This is a genomic window from Burkholderia aenigmatica, from assembly GCF_048627025.1.
Classification (GTDB): Bacteria; Pseudomonadota; Gammaproteobacteria; order Burkholderiales; family Burkholderiaceae; genus Burkholderia; species Burkholderia aenigmatica.
The window spans coordinates 2,341,735-2,358,515 of the sequence record NZ_CP184468.1 but is presented as its reverse complement, the minus strand read 5'-3'; the positions used below and the strand labels follow the sequence as shown (position 1 = coordinate 2,358,515).

At 67.5% G+C, this 16,781-nt stretch carries 16 protein-coding genes; 8 read left to right on the top strand and 8 right to left on the bottom strand.

Annotated features, from left to right (window positions below):
• Positions 1-9 precede the first annotated feature (9 nt).
• Positions 10-885, bottom strand: a complete 876-nt coding sequence (locus ACN8ZM_RS11005) for an AraC family transcriptional regulator (protein ID WP_301768676.1) — start codon at positions 883-885, stop codon at positions 10-12.
• Positions 886-1,141: 256 nt separating this feature from the next.
• Between ACN8ZM_RS11005 and ACN8ZM_RS11000 the strand changes: the two genes are divergently transcribed.
• Positions 1,142-1,555, top strand: a complete 414-nt coding sequence (locus tag ACN8ZM_RS11000) for a gamma-glutamylcyclotransferase family protein (RefSeq protein ID WP_420209968.1) — start codon at positions 1,142-1,144, stop codon at positions 1,553-1,555.
• Positions 1,556-1,689: 134 nt separating this feature from the next.
• Here ACN8ZM_RS11000 and aceB read toward each other — a convergent pair whose 3' ends face one another.
• Together aceB and ACN8ZM_RS10990 are read right to left on the bottom strand one after the other, a co-directional pair.
• Positions 1,690-3,282 (bottom strand): malate synthase A, encoded by a 1,593-nt coding sequence (gene aceB, locus ACN8ZM_RS10995; RefSeq protein WP_043189200.1) that lies wholly within the window; start codon positions 3,280-3,282, stop codon positions 1,690-1,692.
• 67 nt (positions 3,283-3,349) lie between these two features.
• On the bottom strand, positions 3,350-4,111 hold the full coding sequence (locus ACN8ZM_RS10990) for a haloacid dehalogenase type II (protein ID WP_089450852.1): 762 nt from the start codon (positions 4,109-4,111) through the stop codon (positions 3,350-3,352).
• A 154-nt stretch (positions 4,112-4,265) separates the two neighbouring features.
• On the opposite strand from ACN8ZM_RS10990, the gene ACN8ZM_RS10985 reads away from it, so the two are divergent.
• Both ACN8ZM_RS10985 and ACN8ZM_RS10980 read left to right on the top strand, forming a co-directional pair.
• On the top strand, positions 4,266-5,171 hold the full coding sequence (locus ACN8ZM_RS10985; RefSeq protein ID WP_043189205.1) for a LysR family transcriptional regulator: 906 nt from the start codon (positions 4,266-4,268) through the stop codon (positions 5,169-5,171).
• A gap of 159 nt (positions 5,172-5,330) precedes the next feature.
• On the top strand, positions 5,331-5,765 hold the full coding sequence (locus ACN8ZM_RS10980) for a universal stress protein (RefSeq protein WP_043189208.1): 435 nt from the start codon (positions 5,331-5,333) through the stop codon (positions 5,763-5,765).
• 226 nt (positions 5,766-5,991) lie between these two features.
• Here ACN8ZM_RS10980 and aceA read toward each other — a convergent pair whose 3' ends face one another.
• The 3 genes from aceA to ACN8ZM_RS10965 form a co-directional block, all read right to left on the bottom strand.
• Positions 5,992-7,299, bottom strand: coding sequence for an isocitrate lyase (gene aceA, locus ACN8ZM_RS10975; protein ID WP_043189211.1), 1,308 nt, complete (start codon positions 7,297-7,299; stop codon positions 5,992-5,994).
• A 411-nt stretch (positions 7,300-7,710) separates the two neighbouring features.
• On the bottom strand, positions 7,711-9,258 hold the full coding sequence (locus ACN8ZM_RS10970; RefSeq protein ID WP_043189212.1) for a DEAD/DEAH box helicase: 1,548 nt from the start codon (positions 9,256-9,258) through the stop codon (positions 7,711-7,713).
• 361 nt (positions 9,259-9,619) lie between these two features.
• Positions 9,620-9,889, bottom strand: coding sequence for an acyl-CoA-binding protein (locus ACN8ZM_RS10965; RefSeq protein WP_043189214.1), 270 nt, complete (start codon positions 9,887-9,889; stop codon positions 9,620-9,622).
• 148 nt (positions 9,890-10,037) lie between these two features.
• Here ACN8ZM_RS10965 and tsaB point away from each other — a divergent pair, with 148 nt between their 5' ends.
• From tsaB to ACN8ZM_RS10945, 4 genes are read left to right on the top strand one after another with little or no spacing between them, the layout of a single operon-like run.
• Positions 10,038-10,805: a tRNA (adenosine(37)-N6)-threonylcarbamoyltransferase complex dimerization subunit type 1 TsaB gene (gene tsaB / locus ACN8ZM_RS10960; RefSeq protein WP_043189216.1), complete on the top strand. Its 768-nt coding sequence runs from the start codon at positions 10,038-10,040 to the stop codon at positions 10,803-10,805.
• Positions 10,802-11,302 (top strand): ribosomal protein S18-alanine N-acetyltransferase, encoded by a 501-nt coding sequence (gene rimI, locus ACN8ZM_RS10955; RefSeq protein ID WP_089450848.1) that lies wholly within the window; start codon positions 10,802-10,804, stop codon positions 11,300-11,302. The genes tsaB and rimI overlap by 4 nt, the downstream gene beginning before the upstream one ends.
• Positions 11,289-12,332 carry a uracil-DNA glycosylase gene (locus ACN8ZM_RS10950; RefSeq protein WP_420209967.1) on the top strand — a complete coding sequence of 348 codons (1,044 nt, stop codon included), beginning with the start codon at positions 11,289-11,291 and terminating at the stop codon, positions 12,330-12,332. Before rimI ends, ACN8ZM_RS10950 begins: the two co-directional genes overlap by 14 nt.
• Positions 12,329-13,294, top strand: coding sequence for a DUF1853 family protein (locus tag ACN8ZM_RS10945; protein WP_420209966.1), 966 nt, complete (start codon positions 12,329-12,331; stop codon positions 13,292-13,294). The genes ACN8ZM_RS10950 and ACN8ZM_RS10945 overlap by 4 nt, the downstream gene beginning before the upstream one ends.
• Positions 13,295-13,312: 18 nt before the next feature.
• Here the strand turns inward: ACN8ZM_RS10945 and thiD are convergent, their stop codons facing one another.
• Positions 13,313-14,122, bottom strand: a complete 810-nt coding sequence (thiD, locus tag ACN8ZM_RS10940) for a bifunctional hydroxymethylpyrimidine kinase/phosphomethylpyrimidine kinase (RefSeq protein ID WP_420209965.1) — start codon at positions 14,120-14,122, stop codon at positions 13,313-13,315.
• A gap of 58 nt (positions 14,123-14,180) precedes the next feature.
• Complete coding sequence (gene lplT, locus ACN8ZM_RS10935) at positions 14,181-15,488, bottom strand: lysophospholipid transporter LplT (RefSeq protein WP_043189228.1); 1,308 nt, start codon at positions 15,486-15,488, stop codon at positions 14,181-14,183.
• Between the two features lie 218 nt (positions 15,489-15,706).
• Between lplT and alr the strand changes: the two genes are divergently transcribed.
• Positions 15,707-16,777 (top strand): alanine racemase, encoded by a 1,071-nt coding sequence (gene alr, locus ACN8ZM_RS10930; protein ID WP_043189230.1) that lies wholly within the window; start codon positions 15,707-15,709, stop codon positions 16,775-16,777.
• The last annotated feature ends 4 nt before the right edge of the window (positions 16,778-16,781 follow it).

The window sequence follows — 16,781 nt, the reverse complement described above, 5'->3', positions numbered from 1 at the left end:
GCGGGGCGTTCAGCGGGCGGCGCTGATCGCGTCGTCGTCCGGGGTTTCGTCGTCCACGAGGCGGCCTTCCGGGCCGCGGTGCTCGTAGCCGCGCAGCATGAATGCACGCGGGCTTTCGCCGAATGCACGCCGGAACATCGCCGAAAAGGCGCTCTGGCTCTGGTACCCGAGTTCGCGCGCGATATGCGACAGCGGGCGCCCCTGGTTCAGCAGCGGAATGGCCCGTGCCAGCAGCGCCTGCTGACGCCACTGCGAAAAGCTCACCCCCAGTTCCTGCTTGAACAGCCGCGAAATCGTACGCGTGCTCGCGCCGACCTCGCTGGCCCAGTGTTCAAGCGACTCCGCGTGCGCCGGGTGCGCGAGTACCGATTCGCACAGCATGCGCAGCCGCTTTTCGTCGGGCATCGGCACGGCGAGCGGCAGCGGTTCGGCGTGGCTCAGCTCGTCGAGCACGAGCCCGCACAGCAGGCGCTCGCGCGCGGTGCTCAGGTCGCGCGCGTCGAGTGCGACGATCAGCTCGCGCAGAAGGCCCGTCACTTCGACCACGCGGCACGCATCGAGCCCGTCGGGCACGATCGACTCGTCGATGTACAGCGTGCGCAAATACGCCTCTTCGACGATCACGACCTCGTGCGTCACGTGCGGCGGCACCCAGATCGCGCGGGACGGCGGCACCATCCATGTCGTGCCGGTCGTCGCGACGCGCAGCACGCCGCGCGACGCGTACGCGAGCTGCGCCCACGCATGCGTGTGCAGCGGGATGCGATACCCGGTATTGACCTGCCGTGCGCGCACGCGCATCGGATGGACGGTGGTCGGCGCGAATTCGGGCGGAATGTCGATGACGTACGGGTTCGATACGTCGGCTTGGGCGGGCGGATTCATGGACGATTCGGGCAGCGCGGCGGCGATGCCGTTATTGTAGAAGGCGCCGCGAAAGCGCATGCGGCGGTTTGTCGGGCGATCATGCCGCGTTCAAATGAACTTTGTATGGGAGCCCGGCGATTTCGGGGCGGCCCGGAGCCGGGCGAGCTCGAGGGCTCGAACCATCTGGCCGGTATCGCGGTCTATCGATGCGTGGGCGATTCCGCGCGAATCGCGCCCGAACACGGCAACATACGAATCGAAGAGGAGAACCACGATGCGTTACGTATTCGTCTACGGCACCTTGAGAAACGGGGAGGCCAACGACATCGGCCACGCGGCCGCCAGGCACGGGATTGCTGCGCCGACGCTGCTTGGCGCCGCCGCGCTGCCGGGCGAACTGTACGATTTCGGTACCTATCCGGGGATGATCGCCGGGGCGGCCGGCCAGTCGCTCGTCTGGGGCGACGTCTACGAGGTCGACGACCGGCTCGTTCCCGTGCTCGACGAGATCGAGCGCGTCTATCCGGGTGTCGACTCGCTGTTCAAGCCGGAAGACGTGACCGTCGAACTCGGCGGCCGGCAGTACGCCTGCCTGTATTATCCGGTCGCCGCGCACGCGACAGCCGGGCGTCCGCGCATTGCGTCGGGCGACTGGGTTCAGCACCGGCGGGAGCGGGAAGCCGTGTGACCGGTTGTGCGGCAGCCGCAGTAGCTGATCTTGCCGCAAAAGAAAAAGCGCCCCGAGGGGCGCTTTTTTGATGCCGTCATCGCATGCGATCGGCGCCGACGCAGGGCCGGCACCGGTCGCGGCGGGCAGCTTCGTCAGATTTCCTCGTACAGCGGCAGCGTCAGGAATTCGGTGAAGCCTTCCGACGTCGACATCTGCTCGAAGATCGCCGCGGCGCGCTCGTACGGCTGCGTGTTGCCGCCGACCGACCGCTTCACGTTGTCGAGCTCGGCCTTCGCATATTCGCGCACGAGTTCGGCCGTGACCTTGCGGCCGTCGTCGAGCACGCCCTTCGGCGAGCGGATCCATTGCCACACCTGCGAGCGGGAGATCTCGGCCGTGGCCGCATCTTCCATCAGGTTGTGGATCGGCACGCAGCCGTTGCCGTCGAGCCATGCGCCGAGGTAGTGGATGCCGACGTTGATGTTGTTGCGCAGGCCGGCTTCGGTGATCGGCGCTTCCGGCTGGAAGTCGAGCAGGTTCTTGCCTTCGACCTGCACGTCGTCGCGCTGCTTCGCGATCTGGTTCGGCTGGTCGCCGAGCACCTTGACGAATTCTTCCATCGCGATCGGCACGAGGCCCGGGTGCGCGACCCAGCCGCCGTCGTAGCCGTCGGTCGCGTCGCGCTGCTTGTCCGAGCGCACGCCGCCCATCGCCTTGTCGTTCGCTTCCGGATCGTTCTTGATCGGGATCAGCGCGCTCATCCCGCCGATCGCCGGCGCGTTGCGCTTGTGGCAGGTCTTCAGCAGCAGCAGCGCGTACGCGCGCATGAACGGCACCGTCATCGTGATCTTCGAACGCTCGGCGAGGCAGAAGTCGCGGTCGTTCTTGAACTTCTTGATCGCCGAGAAGATGTAGTCCCAGCGGCCGGCGTTTAGGCCCGAGCTGTGTTCGCGCAGTTCGTACAGGATCTCGTCCATCTCGAACGCGGCGAGGATCGTCTCGATCAGCACCGTCGCACGGATCGTGCCGCGCGGCACGCCGACGGCTTCCTGCGCGGCGACGAAGATGTCGTTCCACAGGCGCGCCTCGAGATGGCTTTCCATCTTCGGCAGGTAGAAGTACGGGCCCGAGCCGCGCGCGAGCAGTTCCTTCGCGTTATGGAACAGGAACAGCGCGAAATCGAAGATGCCGCCGGACACGCGCTGGCCGTCGACCGTCACGTGCTTTTCGTCGAGGTGCCAGCCGCGCGGACGCACGATCAGCGTCGCGACCTTGTCGTTCAGCTGGTACGACTTGCCGTTCTGCTCGAGCGAGATCGTGCGGCGCACCGCGTCCTTCAGGTTGATCTGGCCGTCGATCTGGTTCGTCCAGCTCGGCGCGTTCGAATCCTCGAAGTCCGTCATGTACGAATCGGCGCCCGAGTTCAGCGCGTTGATGATCATCTTGCGCTCGACGGGGCCCGTGATTTCGACGCGGCGGCATTGCAGGTCGGCCGGCAGCGGCGCGACTTTCCAGTCGCCTTCGCGGATCGTCTTCGTCTCGGCCAGGAAGTCGGGGCGCTCGCCTGCGTCGAGGCGTTTCGTGCGCTCGACGCGCGCCTGCAGCAGCGCCTGGCGGCGCGGTTCGAACGTGCGGTGCAGCGCCGCGACGAGCGCGAGTGCTTCGGGCGTCAGGATTGCTTCGTAACCCGGCTGGATGTCGCCGGTGATCGCCATGCCTTGCGGCAGCGTGATCGGGGTGCTCATGAGTCTCATCTCCTTGGTCGGTCAGTTGCGGTTTCGGTGAAGGGGGAAGGCGGCAGCGCTGCGAACGTCATGCACCCGGGCCGGGGCGCGTGCGGTTTGCGGATCTGCCGGACGGAGCCGGGGTGGCGAGGAATGCGAGCAGGTCGGCCATGCCGGTGCCCGTGCCGTCGGGCGGCGCGCCGAGTTCCTCGGCGGGCGCGCCCGTGCGGTTGAGCCAGAACGTCGTGTAGCCGAACCAGACGGCGCCGGCGACGTCCCACGCGTTCGACGACACGAACACGATGCCGCGCCGGTTCGGCCCGAACGCGGCGGTGCCGAGCGCGTAGGCGGCCGGGCTCGGCTTGTACGCACGCACGGTGTCGGCCGACAGCACGCGATCGAACAGTCCGGTCATGCCGGCGCTCTTGATCGCGATGTCGAGCATCTGCGGCGTGCCGTTCGACAGGATCCCGAGCGGCGGGCGCGGGTCGAGCGCGCGCAGCTTGCGCAGCGCGGGCACCGTATCGGGATAGGTGGACAGGCACGCGTATTCGTCCATCAGCCGCTTCTCGGCCGCGCTGTTCAGCGCGAGCCCGAGCCGGCGCGCGGCGAACCGCAGCGCATCGAGCGTGATGTCCCGGAACGGGCGATAGCGCGCGCCGGCCGGATCGGCGAGCGTGCGCAACTGCGAGTATTCGATCTGCTTGCGTCGCCACAGCTGCGACAACCGTTCCCCGTGACCGGGAAACATCTGTTCCGCCGCGGCCAGGACCGCACGCACGTCGAACAACGTGCCGAATGCGTCGAAGAGGATTGCGTCGGGAGAGGAGAGTGTCGTTGTGGCCGACATAGCCTTGCGCTCCAGTTTCAGAGGTCAGGTAAATTCTATTCGTGATCGTATGCGCTAAAAAAGACGCTAAACATCACTTGATCTTTTACTTTCATATACCTAATCTTGAGCGGTTTAAGCTATTTGAAGGGCGGCAGCGCCGCCCCTGCGAGTCATGGACCGGTTCAAGCAGATCGAAACGTTCGCCGCGGTCGCGGCAAAGGGCAGCCTGTCGGCGGCCGCGCACGCGGAAGGCGTCGCACCGGCGATCATCGGCCGCCGTCTCGATGCGCTCGAGGAGCGGCTCGGCGTCAAGCTGCTGGTGCGCACGACGCGCAAGCTCACGCTGACGTTCGAGGGCTCGGCGTTCCTCGAGGATTGCCAGCGCGTCATCAACGACATGCAGAACGCGGAGGCGAGCGTGTCCGCCGGCGGCGTCAAGGCGAGCGGCCACCTGCGCATTTCCGCGCCGGCCGGCTTCGGCCGGCGGCACGTTGCGCCGCTCGTGCCGGAATTCAGCGTCGGGCATCCGGACGTGTCGGTCACGCTCGACCTGTCCGACCGGATGGTCGACCTCGTCAACGAGGGCTTCGATTGCGCGGTGCGGCTCGGCGAGCTGCCCGACTCGTCGCTCGTGTCGCTGAAGCTCGGCGAGAATCGCCGCGTGTGCGTCGCTTCTCCCGCGTATCTCGCGCGGCGCGGCACGCCGGCCACGCTCGCGGAGCTGGCGCGGCACAACTGCCTCGCGCTCGCGGCAAACGCGAACCAGCAACGCGGCTGGGCGTTCCAGGAGGACGACAAGGTCGTGTCGATCCGCGTGAACGGCACGATGGAATGCTCGGACGGCGCGGTGCTGCACGAGTGGTGCCTCGCCGGCCATGGCCTGGCCTGGCGCTCGTGGTGGGAGGTCGGCGAAGACATCGCGGCCGGCCGTCTCGTCAGCGTGCTCGACGCCTTCGCGGCTCCGCCGATCGGCATCCACGCAGTGTTTCCGCAACGCCGGCATCTGCCGCTGCGCGTGCGGCTGTTTCTCGATTACCTGAAGCACACCTACGAGCAGCCCGGATATTGGGGCGAGTAGGCCGCGCAGGCCCGCGCGTTTCCGATATGAGGGCGAACCCGCTGCCGGTGCCGATTGCGCGGTTTCGCGCACTACACTCGTAGCAGGCATGTCCGACGCGTCGCGGCCGGCCCGGTCGGGATCGCGGCGAGCGGCGTGCGATTGACGAAGGAGGGCGCGATGTTCCGGCACATCCTCGTTCCAACCGACGGTTCCGAACTGTCGCAGAAGGCGATCGACGGCGCGATCGACCTGGCTCGCGCGGTCGGTGCGCGCGTTACGGCGTACGCGTGCCTGCCGCAGTATCCGTACTCGCCGTTTTCCGAAGTGATCATCGAGCCGCCCGCCGATTTCCGGGCGCGCAGCGAGCGCGAGGCGCGCGCGCATCTCGACGAGGTCGAATCGGCCGCGAAGACTGCCGGCGTCGACTGCGACACCTGGACGAGTGTCCATCCGTCGCCGTATCTCGGCATCATCGAGGCGGCCGAACGCGGCGGCTGCGACGTGATCTTCATGGCGTCCCACGGACGCCGCGGGCTCGGCAGCTTGCTGATCGGCAGCGAGACGCAGCGCGTGCTGACCCATACGAAAATTCCGGTGATCGTCTATCGGTAGGGCGGTGGGGCCGTGGCCGCGGGACGGCAACGCGATCGACGCCGCAGAAAAAGGGCGCGCCGGACGAAGCCGGCGCGCGTCGTTGCTGGCGGCACGCAGGCCGCGCGGCCGGTCGCGCATGACATCGCGCGCCTGCCGTCTCCTCCCTGATTGTTGTCCGGTGGCCGATGCCGCGCCGTCGCGTGACGGGCCGGCATCGGCGTGACGCTTGCGCGTCGTGCGCTGCTTACGCGACCTTCTTGCCGTCGAAGAACTGCTCGTCTTCGGTCGAGCCGTGCAGCGCAGTGGTCGACGCTTCGCGTTCGACCGTCTGCGTCACCGCGTCGAAGTAGCCGGTGCCGACTTCGCGCTGGTGCTTGACCGCCGTGAAGCCCTTGTCCGCTGCCGCGAACTCGGCCTGCTGCAGCTCGACGAACGCGCTCATCTGTGTGCGCGCATAGCCGTGCGCGAGGTTGAACATCGAGTAGTTCAGCGCGTGGAAGCCGGCCAGCGTGATGAACTGGAACTTGTAGCCCATCGCGCCGAGTTCCTTCTGGAACTTCGCGATCGTCGCGTCGTCGAGGTTCTTCTTCCAGTTGAACGACGGCGAGCAGTTGTACGACAGCATCTTGCCCGGGAACTGCTTGTGGATCGCTTCCGCGAACTTCTTCGCGTACTCGAGATCCGGCTTGCCCGTTTCGCACCAGACGAGGTCGGCGTACGGCGCGTACGCGAGACCGCGCGAGATCGCCTGCTCGATGCCCGGCTTCGTGCGGAAGAAACCTTCCACCGTGCGTTCGCCCGTCAGGAACGGCTTGTCGTTGCCGTCGACGTCGGACGTGATCAGGTCGGCCGCTTCTGCGTCGGTGCGGGCAACCAGCACGGTCGGCGTGCCCATCACGTCGGCCGCGAGACGCGCTGCGGACAGCTTCGCGACGGCTTCACGCGTCGGGACCAGCACCTTGCCGCCCATGTGGCCGCACTTCTTCACCGAAGCGAGCTGGTCCTCGAAGTGGACACCCGACGCGCCGGCTTCGATCATCGCCTTCATCAGTTCGAACGCGTTCAGCACGCCGCCGAAACCGGCTTCCGCGTCAGCGACGATCGGTGCGAAGAAATCGACGTAGCCTTCGTCGCCCGGGTTCTTGCCTTCCGACCACTGGATCTGGTCGGCGCGCGTCAGCGTGTTGTTGATGCGCTTCACGACGAGCGGCACCGAGTTTGCCGGGTACAGCGACTGGTCCGGGTACATTTCGCCCGCGACGTTCGCGTCGCCGGCCACTTGCCAGCCGGACAGGTAGATGGCCTTCAGGCCGGCCTTCACCTGCTGCATCGCCTGGTTGCCGGTCAGTGCGCCGAGTGCGTTGACGAACGGCTCGTGGTTGATGAGGCTCCACAGCTTTTCCGCGCCGCGCTTGGCGAGCGTGTGCTCGATCGGGATCGAACCACGCAGGCGGACCACGTCGTCAGCCGAGTAGCTGCGCTTGATGCCCTTCCAGCGCGGATCGGTTTCCCATTGCTGTTGCAGTTCCTGTGCCTGTTGCTGACGCGACATGATGAGCTCCTTGATGCGGTGCGATGCCTGATGGGTTGAATCTGACAGTGGTGAGGCTGTTCTCGAAGCCGGGAGCGGGGTGTTCCGGTTCGCGAGGTCTTGTATAAGAGTCTAGGCAAATCGACCGGAGCGGGACAGGGGGCTTGTCGGGGAGTGGGGTAAATTTTTAGTTGTTTTAAATCAATATCTTGAAACTTAGATTTCGAGATAAGAAATGCTTTTTTCCATCCCGCAATCGCCCGGGTTGTGCCGCGCAGCATGATTTTTTACGACACAAAAAAATTTTCCGTATCGTGAAATGTGGGGCGGGACGAAAAAAAACCGGCGCAGATGCGCCGGTTGGCTGGATGGGCAGGGCGGTTATCCGCGGGTCTGCCCTCCGTGGGGCGGCCAGTGGCCGCCCGTGCGTGCTTACGACGCGTTGCCGCGACGTGGGCCGCCGCTGCGTTGACCGTCGCGACGCGGGCCGCCGTCACGGCTGCCACCCGGCTTGCCGCTCCAGCCGCCGCCATTGCCGCCGCCGTAGCTGCGGCCGTTGCCGTTGCCGTTGCCGCCATAGCCACCGCCCGGCTTGCCGCCGAAACGGCGACCGCCGTTACCGCCGCCCGGACGGCCGCGGCCGCCGTTGCCGCCGTTACGCGGGGGCGCCTTGCGCGGCTCGAAACCTTCGATCACGTTGACCGGCAGCGGCGAGCGCACGAAGCGCTCGATGCGCTTGAGCGCGCCTTGCTCGGCGTGGTGCACGAGGCTCACTGCCGTGCCCGAACGGCCTGCACGGCCGGTACGGCCGATACGGTGCACGTAGTCTTCCGCGAACTTCGGCAGGTCGTAGTTGAACACGTGCGTGATGCCCGGGATGTCGATGCCGCGTGCCGCGACGTCGGTGGCCACCAGCACGCGCACACGGCGCTCGCGCAGCGCACGGATCGTGCGGTTACGCGCGCCCTGCGGCAGGTCGCCGTGCAGCGCAGCCGATTCGAAGCCTGCGTCGGCGAGACGGCCGGCGAGCTGGTCGGCGTCGATCTTGGTCGCCGTGAAGATGATCGCCTGGTCGAGCGCGTCGTCGCGCAGCAGGTGATCGAGCAGGCGATCCTTGTGATCGCGGTCGTCGACGTAGTGCACGGTCTGCGCGATGTTCGCGCGCGACTCGAGGCGCTGCTGGATCTCGATGCGTTCCGGATCCTTCAGCAGGCGGCTCGTCAGCGAACCGATCTTGCCGTCGAGCGTCGCCGAGAACAGCATCGTCTGGCGCGACTCGGGCGTCGCGTCGACGATCGTTTCGATGTCTTCGATGAAGCCCATGTCGAGCATGCGGTCGGCTTCGTCGAGCACGAGCATCTTCAGCTCGGACAGGTCGATGCGGCCACGCTCGAGGTGGTCGAGCAGACGGCCCGGCGTGGCGACCAGGATTTCCGGGTTCTTCGCGAGCAGCATCAGCTGCTGGCCGTAGGCGACGCCGCCGAGGATGCTGACCGTGCGCAGGCGCTTCAGGTGCTTGCCGTAGGTCGTTGCGGCCGTGGTGACCTGCATCGCGAGTTCGCGGGTCGGCGTCAGCACGAGCAGGCCCGGGCGCGCGACGGGTTGCGGGCGGCGCGCGCGGCGGTCGCCCTGGTTCGGTTCGCGCGGCGCGCGCGGTTGCTGCGCCTGCGCCTTCTGGAGCTGCGCGAAACGTTCGATCGCGGGCAGCATGAATGCGGCGGTCTTGCCCGAACCGGTCGGGCTCGAGACCAGCAGGTCACGGCCGGCGATGCCGGCCGGAATCGCGCGCTGCTGGACCGGCGTCGGCTTCACATAGCCGGCGGCCTGCAGCGCGGAGACGATCTCCGGCGACAACCCGAGCGACGCGAAGTTCGGCTCGTCCGACGCCGGTTCGACCGCGGCCGGTGCGGCGGCGTCGTCGAGACCGAGCGCCTGGTCGGCGATCGCGTTGAGCGGGCTGGAGTTGATGCTCGAAGTCATAACAATCCTTGAAACACAGTGGGTGAAACGTCGGCGCCAATCGCGCATACCCAAGTCGTCGGATTCAGCGAGCAAATCGGGAAACGGGTGCAATCCGCCGAACCTTCAGCGGATGAGGCATTAGAAGCTGTTTTGGGTGCGGCGCGCTTCAGGAGCGGGGCCGCCAGCCTGATAAGTGACGACCGCGAAGGTCGAAGCAGGAGGGGACAGGTTCTAAACCGGATTGGAGCTTAACGCTACGAGGCGTCAGGCCGGAACGGCTTGCGAGCCGAGCGCGGAAGATGACGCAGGCAGCATTATAAAGAGATTTGCTGCGCTGCGCCACTGATTTGATTGCCTATTGCGGCCGGGGGCGATTCGGTCAGGAAGCCGTGCCGTTCTTCAGCGATTCGACGAGTTCGATGTACTGCTGCTTCGCCGCATCCTGCGACGTGCCCTTCAGTGCATCCCACGCGTCGTACTTGTATTTGCCGACGATGTCGGTGAAGCCCGGCTTGTCGCCATGCGCGTCGCCGTCGGTCGCCTGCTTGAAGAGCGCGTACAGGCGCAGCAGGGTCAGGTTGCCCGGACGTTCGGTCAGTTGCTTGACGTCGATCTGGGCCTGGTCGAATTGGGTGGTGAGTTCGCTCATCGGGTGTCTCCGTAAGGGTTTCAGGTCGGGCGATCTTAACAAGCGGACCGCCGCGCGGGGTCGAGCGATCCTTCCAAACCGCCATCGGGCACAGCGCACACGCACGGATCGGGCCCGATCGCCCGTGGGAGCGGGGCGCCGCATTACAATGTCGCCCATGACGCAAACAGTGCTCCTCGCCATCGATACGTCGACCGAATACTGCTCGGTCGCGCTGCTGCGCTCGGCCCACGCCGATGACGCCGTTTCCACCCCGCAAACCTGGGTCCGCCACGAGTTGACGGGCGCCGTGTCGAGCACGCGCGTGCTGCCGGCCATCCAGGCGCTTTTCGCCGAATCGGGGCTGACGCTCGCCGATTGCGACGCGATCGCGTTCGGCGCGGGCCCCGGCTCGTTCACGGGCCTGCGCACCGCGACGGGCATCACCCAGGGTCTCGCGTTCGGGTGCGGGCTGCCGGTCGTGCCGATCGGCACGCTGCTCGCGTGCGCCGAGCACGCGCGGCTGCGCGCGCCGGGCACGAACCGCGTGCTGGCCGCGCTGGATGCGCGGATGGATGAAGCCTACTGGGCGGACTTCGCGTGGGACGACAGCGTCGGCGACTGGCGCACGCTGCATCCGGCCTCGCTCGATGCACCGGGTGCCGTCGGCGTGCCCGATGCGCCGTTCACGCTCGCGGGCAATGCTGCCGCCGCGTTCGGCGCGCAGTTGCCGGCCGCGGCGCACGCGGCCGTGATCGACGGCGACGCGATGCCGCACGCGCTGGCGGTCGCCCATGCCGCCCTGCGCGCGTTTCGTGCCGGCCGTGCGGTGCCGGCCGATCAGGCCGCGCCGGAGTACGTGCGCGACAAGGTTGCGCAGACGACCGCCGAGCGCGTCGCGGCACGGGCCGCGCAGACGGGCGGAGCGAAGGGATGACGGGCGTACTGCTGAGCGACAGGTATCTGGCGCCGATGACGGATGCCGATCTCGACGAGGTCGTCGCGATCGAGCACGTCGCGTATGAATTCCCGTGGAGCCGCGGCAACTTCGAGGATTCGTTGCGCAACGGCTACCTGGGCGTGTGCCTGCGGCACGTGACGGGTGCGCTGATCGGCTATTGCGTGCTGATGCCCGTGATCGACGAGATGCACCTGCTGAACCTGTGCGTCGCGCCGGCTGTGCAGCGCGCGGGGGCGGGCCTTGCGCTGCTGCGCGAGGCCGTGCGCATTTCGCGCGCGGAGGGGCTCGACGGCGTGCTGCTCGAAGTGCGGCCGTCCAATCTGCGCGCGGTCCAGCTGTACGAGCGTTTCGGCTTCGTGACGATCGGCCGGCGCAAGAATTATTACCCGGCGAAGCATCACAGCCGGGAGGACGCGATCGTGATGCGTCTGACGCTGAACAAGGACGAAGGGGACGCGCATGGCATGGGCTGAAGCGGCGCTCGAGGAAATAGGCCTCGCGCAGATCTGGGTGCGGCGCGGGCAAAGCGCGGATGCGGGCACGGACGAGGGCGCGACAGCCGAAGCGCCCGCCGCCGCGCAAACCGGCATGGCGGAAGCCGCACCGGCCGCCGCAATCGAGCGACCTGCACGCACCGCGCGTGCGCCGGTGCAGGACGAGGCGCCGCCGGCCGTCGCGCGTAGCCGCGATGCTGCGCCGGCTCGCGAGCCTGCTGCTCCGGCGCGGCGCGTCGACGACGGCGACCGCGCGCCGGCACCGGTCGAGCCGATTGTGCCGATCGCGTCGACCGACACGATGCCGCCGATGGACGACACACCGCCTGCCGACGCCGACGATTTTGCGTGGTTCGACGCGGCGCCGCCGGGCGACCCCGTGCCGGTGCTCGAATCGCGTCCCGTCGGTACGCCGGTTGCCGCACTCGACTGGGATGCGCTGGCCGCGCGCGTGGCCAACTGCACGCAGTGCCGGCTGTGCGAGAAGCGGACCAACACGGTGTTCGGCGTCGGCGACCGCGAAGCGGACTGGATGCTGATCGGCGAAGCGCCGGGCGAGAACGAGGACAAGCAGGGCGAGCCGTTCGTCGGCCAGGCCGGCAAGCTGCTCGACAACATGCTGCAGTCGCTGTCGCTCCAGCGCGGCGACAACGTGTACATCGCGAACGTGATCAAGTGCCGGCCGCCGGGCAACCGCAATCCGGAGCCGGACGAGGTCGCGAGCTGCGAGCCTTATCTGCAGCGCCAGGTCGCGCTCGTGAAGCCGAAGCTGATCGTCGCGCTCGGCCGCTTCGCCGCGCAGACCCTGCTGAAGACGGACGCGAGCATCGCGTCGCTGCGCGGTCGCGTGCATACGTACGAAGGCGTGCCGGTGATCGTGACCTATCACCCGGCGTACCTGTTGCGCAGCCTGCAGGACAAGTCGAAGGCCTGGGCCGACCTGTGCCTCGCGCGCGACACGTTCCGGCGCGCAGAGGGCGTCGACGCGAACGGGCCGGCCGGACAATGACGGCCGGCGCGGCGGTCGCATTCGTCGATACGCTGCACGACGTCGCGGTTCGGGATCTGGGCTGGCTGCTGGCCAGCCCGAGCCTGCTCACCGCGGTACCGGACGCGCCGCTTGCACGCCCTTGGCCGGATGCGGCCGGACAGTCGGCCGTCGAAGCATGGCTCGCCGCGCTCGATGCGCAGCCCGAGCCGCTGCATCGCGCGCTCGACGGGTTCCGGCCCACCCGGCTCGGCCGCTACGCCGAATGCCTGCTCGAATATTTCCTGACGCACGGGCCGTCGCTGCGGCTCGTCGCGGCCAATCTGCCGCTGCGCAGCAACGGCAAGACGCTCGGCGAAGTCGATTTTCTCGTCGACGCGCCGGACGGGCGGCGCCTGCACTGGGAACTCGCGGTGAAGTGCTATCTGTGCGCGCCGGTGCAAGCCGGTGCGTCGCTCGCCGATTTCGTCGGCCCCAACCTCGTCGACCGGTTCGACCGCAAACGCAGCCGGTTGCTCGATCACCAGCTGCGGCTCGGCGATCGCGACGGGTTTGCGCGGCTCGGTTACGGCGCGCCGTCCGACGCGCAGATGTTCATCAAGGGCTGGTTGTTCTATCCGTACGAGGCGCCGTTACCGCCGGTGTCCGCGGAAATCGCGCCGGATCACCCGCACGGTTTCTGGCTGACGCACGCGCAGTGGCCGGCCTGGGCGGCCGCGCAGCGTGCCGGCGCCGCATGGAGCGTGTTGCCGAGGCTGGCGTGGCTGGCGCCGCGACGTGTCGCCGCCGATGCCGGATTCGACCCCGAGCCGTTGGCGGCCGCTTTGGAGCTGCCCCCCGTGTTGACGGCCCGCGAGGCCCCCGCGCTGATCGGCATTCATGAAAAGGGGAGTGACGGCACGTGGCGCGAACGGGCGCGCGGCTTCGTCGTGCCGGACGACTGGCCGGTACGCGCACAGGCGTTCGCGGCACAGGATCACTGACGCCGCGTCAGCCGGCGTTCACCACCAGCGATGGAAGTGATGGACAGGGCCGACGCCGTGGCCGACGTCGAGGTGGCCGCTCGCGACGATCGCGCCGGTCAGATAGGTCTTGGCTTCGCGCACCGCGCTTTCGAGGTCGGGCTGCTGCGGCAACAGCGCGGCGATCGCCGACGACAACGTACAGCCCGTGCCGTGCGTGTTGCTGACCGGCACGCGCGCGCCGTCGAGCCGCACGGTGCGCGTCGCTTCAACGAGCCAGTCGGGGCTCGCGGACGCGTCGGGCAGGTGGCCGCCTTTCATCAGCACGGCGCGCGCGCCCGTCCGTAACAATGCCTGACCTTGCCGGACCATGTCGGGTTCCGTGGTTGCGGGCACATCGTTCAGCAGCGCGGCCGCTTCGGGCAGGTTCGGCGTCACGACCGTCGCGAGCGGCAGCAGCGCCTCGCGCAACGCGTCGACGGCATCGGGCGCGAGCAGCGCGTGCGCGCTCTTCGAGATCATCACCGTGTCGAGCACGACGAAGCGCGGCGCGTAGCGGCGCAGCGCGTCGGCGACCGCGTGCACGATCGCCGCATTCGCAAGCATCCCGATCTTGACCGCATCGATGCGGATATCGCCGAACACCGCGTCGAGTTGCGCGGTCACGAACGCGGCATCCGGCGCATGCACGCCCGTCACGCCGCGCGTGTTCTGCGCGGTCAGCGCGGTGATCACGCTCGCGCCGTACGTGCCGAGTGCGGAAAAGGTCTTCAGGTCGGCCTGGATGCCGGCGCCGCCGCCCGAATCGGAGCCGGCGATCGTCAGGATGTTGGGTATCGGGTGCGTCATCGGGGCAGCGCGCCGGTTCGAAGACCGGCGCTGGCGGACGGAAACGGGAAGTGTAGCGTCAGTGCCGCGATTCGCCGATCAGCGCGACCGAGTCGAACTGACGCTGGTTCGCCTGGTGGCGGCGCATCACGAGCCACATCGTCAGGCAGACGAACGTGCCGAACAGCACGATCACGACGCCGACCGGCACGTCGAGCCACACGAGCACCGCATACAGGCACAGCATCACGAGCACCGACAGGTTCTCGTTGAAGTTCTGCACCGCGATCGAGTGGCCGGCCGACAGCAGCACGTGGCCGCGATGCTGCAGCAGCGCGTTCATCGGAACGACGAAGTAGCCGGACAGCGCGCCGACGCAGATCAGGAAGATGTACGCGATGATCAGGTAAACCGGCAGGCGCAGGTGGCCCAGGTGCGCGGCCCAGTGCGGCGGGAACAGGTCGCGCGAATAGAACGCCATCAGCATCACCGCGATGCCCATGATGATGCCGACCGGCAGGACGGTCAGCGACTTCTTGAGCGGCACCCGGCTGGCCGCGGCGATCGCGCCGGCCGCGACGCCGAAGGCGACGACCGCCTGCAGCAGCGCACCCTCGGACAGCGACATGCCGAGCGACACCTCGGCCCATTTCAGCACGATGAACTGCAGCGTCGCGCCCGCGCCCCAGAACAGCGTCGTGACCGCGAGCGAGATCTGGCCGAGCTTGTCGCGCCAGAGCACCATGAAACAGTCGGCGAAGTCGGCCACCAGCTTGATCGGCCCGTGTTGCTGCTTCGGGTAGCGCGCGCCGGTATCGGGAATGCGCAGATTGAACAGCGCGGCGATCACGTAGATCAACAGGATGACCGCGATCGCGGCTTCGGCTGGCGTACCGATCCACGCCGGCGTATGCGCGATGACGTGCGACGCGATATGCGGACTGATCAGCGCGCCGCCGAGCACGGTGCCGAGGATGATCGAGCTGACGGTCGTGCCTTCGATCCAGCCGTTCGCCGCGACCAGCCGGTCGGCCGGCAGCAGCTCGGTAAGAATGCCGTATTTGGCCGGCGAGTAGGCCGCCGCGCCGAAGCCGACGATCCCGTACGCGATCAGCGGGTGGGCGCCGAACAGCATGATCAGGCAGCCGATCACCTTGATCGAGTTGGTGATGAACATCACGTGGCCCTTCGGGCGCGAATCCGCGAAGGCGCCGACATACGCCGCCAGCACCACATAGGACAACACGAAGAACAGCTTCAACAGCGGTGTCATCCAGTTGGGTGCGTGAAGGTCTTTCAGCAGGGCAATGGCGGCGATGAGGAGCGCACTGTCGGCCAGCGACGAGAAAAACTGCGCGGCCATGATGGTGTAAAAACCTTTTTTCATCTGATGCGATGCTTTCGTCGCTGCGGCAGGGCCGCGTAGGCCGCCTGGTATGCGATCGGCTTATTCCGTTCGAAATGGGTTGTGCGCACGGCTTTATAACATGAAAATACGCCAATTCGGACTAGCAAGATTCCCCGATCGTTCCGCAAATTGTCGGCTTCAGTGCTCAAAAGGCGCGGTAAGCTGATGATTCGCAAGCGTCTTTACGTAAATTTCCCATGCCGCGCCCGATCTCCGCCACCATCCACACCGCCGCTCTCGCGAACAATCTCTCCGTCGTCCGCCGCTTTGCCGGCCCGTCCAAGGTCTGGGCGGTCGTCAAGGCCAACGCGTACGGCCACGGTCTCGCCCGTGCATTTCCCGGCCTGCGCGGCACCGACGGTTTCGGCCTGCTCGACCTCGACGAGGCCGTCAAGCTGCGCGAGCTCGGCTGGGCCGGCCCGATCCTGCTGCTCGAAGGGTTCTTCCGCTCGACCGACATCGACGTGATCGACCGCTACAGCCTGACGACGACCGTCCACAACGACGAGCAGATGCGGATGCTGGAAACGGCGCGGCTGTCGAAGCCCGTCAACGTGCAGCTCAAGATGAACAGCGGGATGAACCGCCTCGGCTACCTGCCGGAGAAATATCGCGCCGCGTGGGAACGCGCCCGCGCGTGCCCCGGCATCGGCCAGATCACGTTGATGACCCATTTTTCGGATGCGGACAACGAGCGCGGCGTCGCCGAGCAGCTCGCGACGTTCGAGCGCGGTGCGGAAAACATTGCCGGCGCGCGCAGTCTCGCGAATTCGGCGGCCGTGCTGTGGCATCCGGATACGCACTTCGACTGGGTGCGGCCGGGGATCGTGCTGTACGGCGCGTCGCCGTCCGGGCTGTCGTCCGATATCGCCGACACGGGGCTGAAGCCTGCGATGACGCTCGCGTCCGAGCTGATCGCGGTGCAGACGATCGCGAAGGGGCAGGCCATCGGTTATGGCTCGACGTTCTCCGCGCAGGCGCCGATGCGGGTCGGCGTGGTCGCCTGCGGTTACGCGGACGGCTATCCGCGGGTCGCGCCGGAAGGCACGCCGGTGATCGTCGACGGCATCCGCACGCGGATCGTCGGCCGCGTCTCGATGGACATGATCACGGTCGACCTGACCCCGTGCCCGCAGGCCGGCGTCGGCGCGCGCGTCGAACTGTGGGGCAACGCGTTGTCGATCGACGACGTCGCCCGCCATTGCGGCACGATCGGCTACGAGCTGATGTGCGCGGTCGCCGGCCGCGTGCCCGTGCGCGCGGAATAAGGGC

What these genes read in the sequence shown, in the direction of transcription:
- ACN8ZM_RS11005 (WP_301768676.1), bottom strand. Translation starts at nt 885, where the DNA reads ATGAATCCGCCCGCCCAAGCCGACGTATCGAACCCGTACGTCATCGAC.
- ACN8ZM_RS11000 (WP_420209968.1), top strand. Translation starts at nt 1,142, where the DNA reads ATGCGTTACGTATTCGTCTACGGCACCTTGAGAAACGGGGAGGCCAAC.
- aceB (WP_043189200.1), bottom strand. Translation starts at nt 3,282, where the DNA reads ATGAGCACCCCGATCACGCTGCCGCAAGGCATGGCGATCACCGGCGAC.
- ACN8ZM_RS10990 (WP_089450852.1), bottom strand. Translation starts at nt 4,111, where the DNA reads ATGTCGGCCACAACGACACTCTCCTCTCCCGACGCAATCCTCTTCGAC.
- ACN8ZM_RS10985 (WP_043189205.1), top strand. Translation starts at nt 4,266, where the DNA reads ATGGACCGGTTCAAGCAGATCGAAACGTTCGCCGCGGTCGCGGCAAAG.
- ACN8ZM_RS10980 (WP_043189208.1), top strand. Translation starts at nt 5,331, where the DNA reads ATGTTCCGGCACATCCTCGTTCCAACCGACGGTTCCGAACTGTCGCAG.
- aceA (WP_043189211.1), bottom strand. Translation starts at nt 7,299, where the DNA reads ATGTCGCGTCAGCAACAGGCACAGGAACTGCAACAGCAATGGGAAACC.
- ACN8ZM_RS10970 (WP_043189212.1), bottom strand. Translation starts at nt 9,258, where the DNA reads ATGACTTCGAGCATCAACTCCAGCCCGCTCAACGCGATCGCCGACCAG.
- ACN8ZM_RS10965 (WP_043189214.1), bottom strand. Translation starts at nt 9,889, where the DNA reads ATGAGCGAACTCACCACCCAATTCGACCAGGCCCAGATCGACGTCAAG.
- tsaB (WP_043189216.1), top strand. Translation starts at nt 10,038, where the DNA reads ATGTCGCCCATGACGCAAACAGTGCTCCTCGCCATCGATACGTCGACC.
- rimI (WP_089450848.1), top strand. Translation starts at nt 10,802, where the DNA reads ATGACGGGCGTACTGCTGAGCGACAGGTATCTGGCGCCGATGACGGAT.
- ACN8ZM_RS10950 (WP_420209967.1), top strand. Translation starts at nt 11,289, where the DNA reads ATGGCATGGGCTGAAGCGGCGCTCGAGGAAATAGGCCTCGCGCAGATC.
- ACN8ZM_RS10945 (WP_420209966.1), top strand. Translation starts at nt 12,329, where the DNA reads ATGACGGCCGGCGCGGCGGTCGCATTCGTCGATACGCTGCACGACGTC.
- thiD (WP_420209965.1), bottom strand. Translation starts at nt 14,122, where the DNA reads ATGACGCACCCGATACCCAACATCCTGACGATCGCCGGCTCCGATTCG.
- lplT (WP_043189228.1), bottom strand. Translation starts at nt 15,488, where the DNA reads ATGAAAAAAGGTTTTTACACCATCATGGCCGCGCAGTTTTTCTCGTCG.
- alr (WP_043189230.1), top strand. Translation starts at nt 15,707, where the DNA reads ATGCCGCGCCCGATCTCCGCCACCATCCACACCGCCGCTCTCGCGAAC.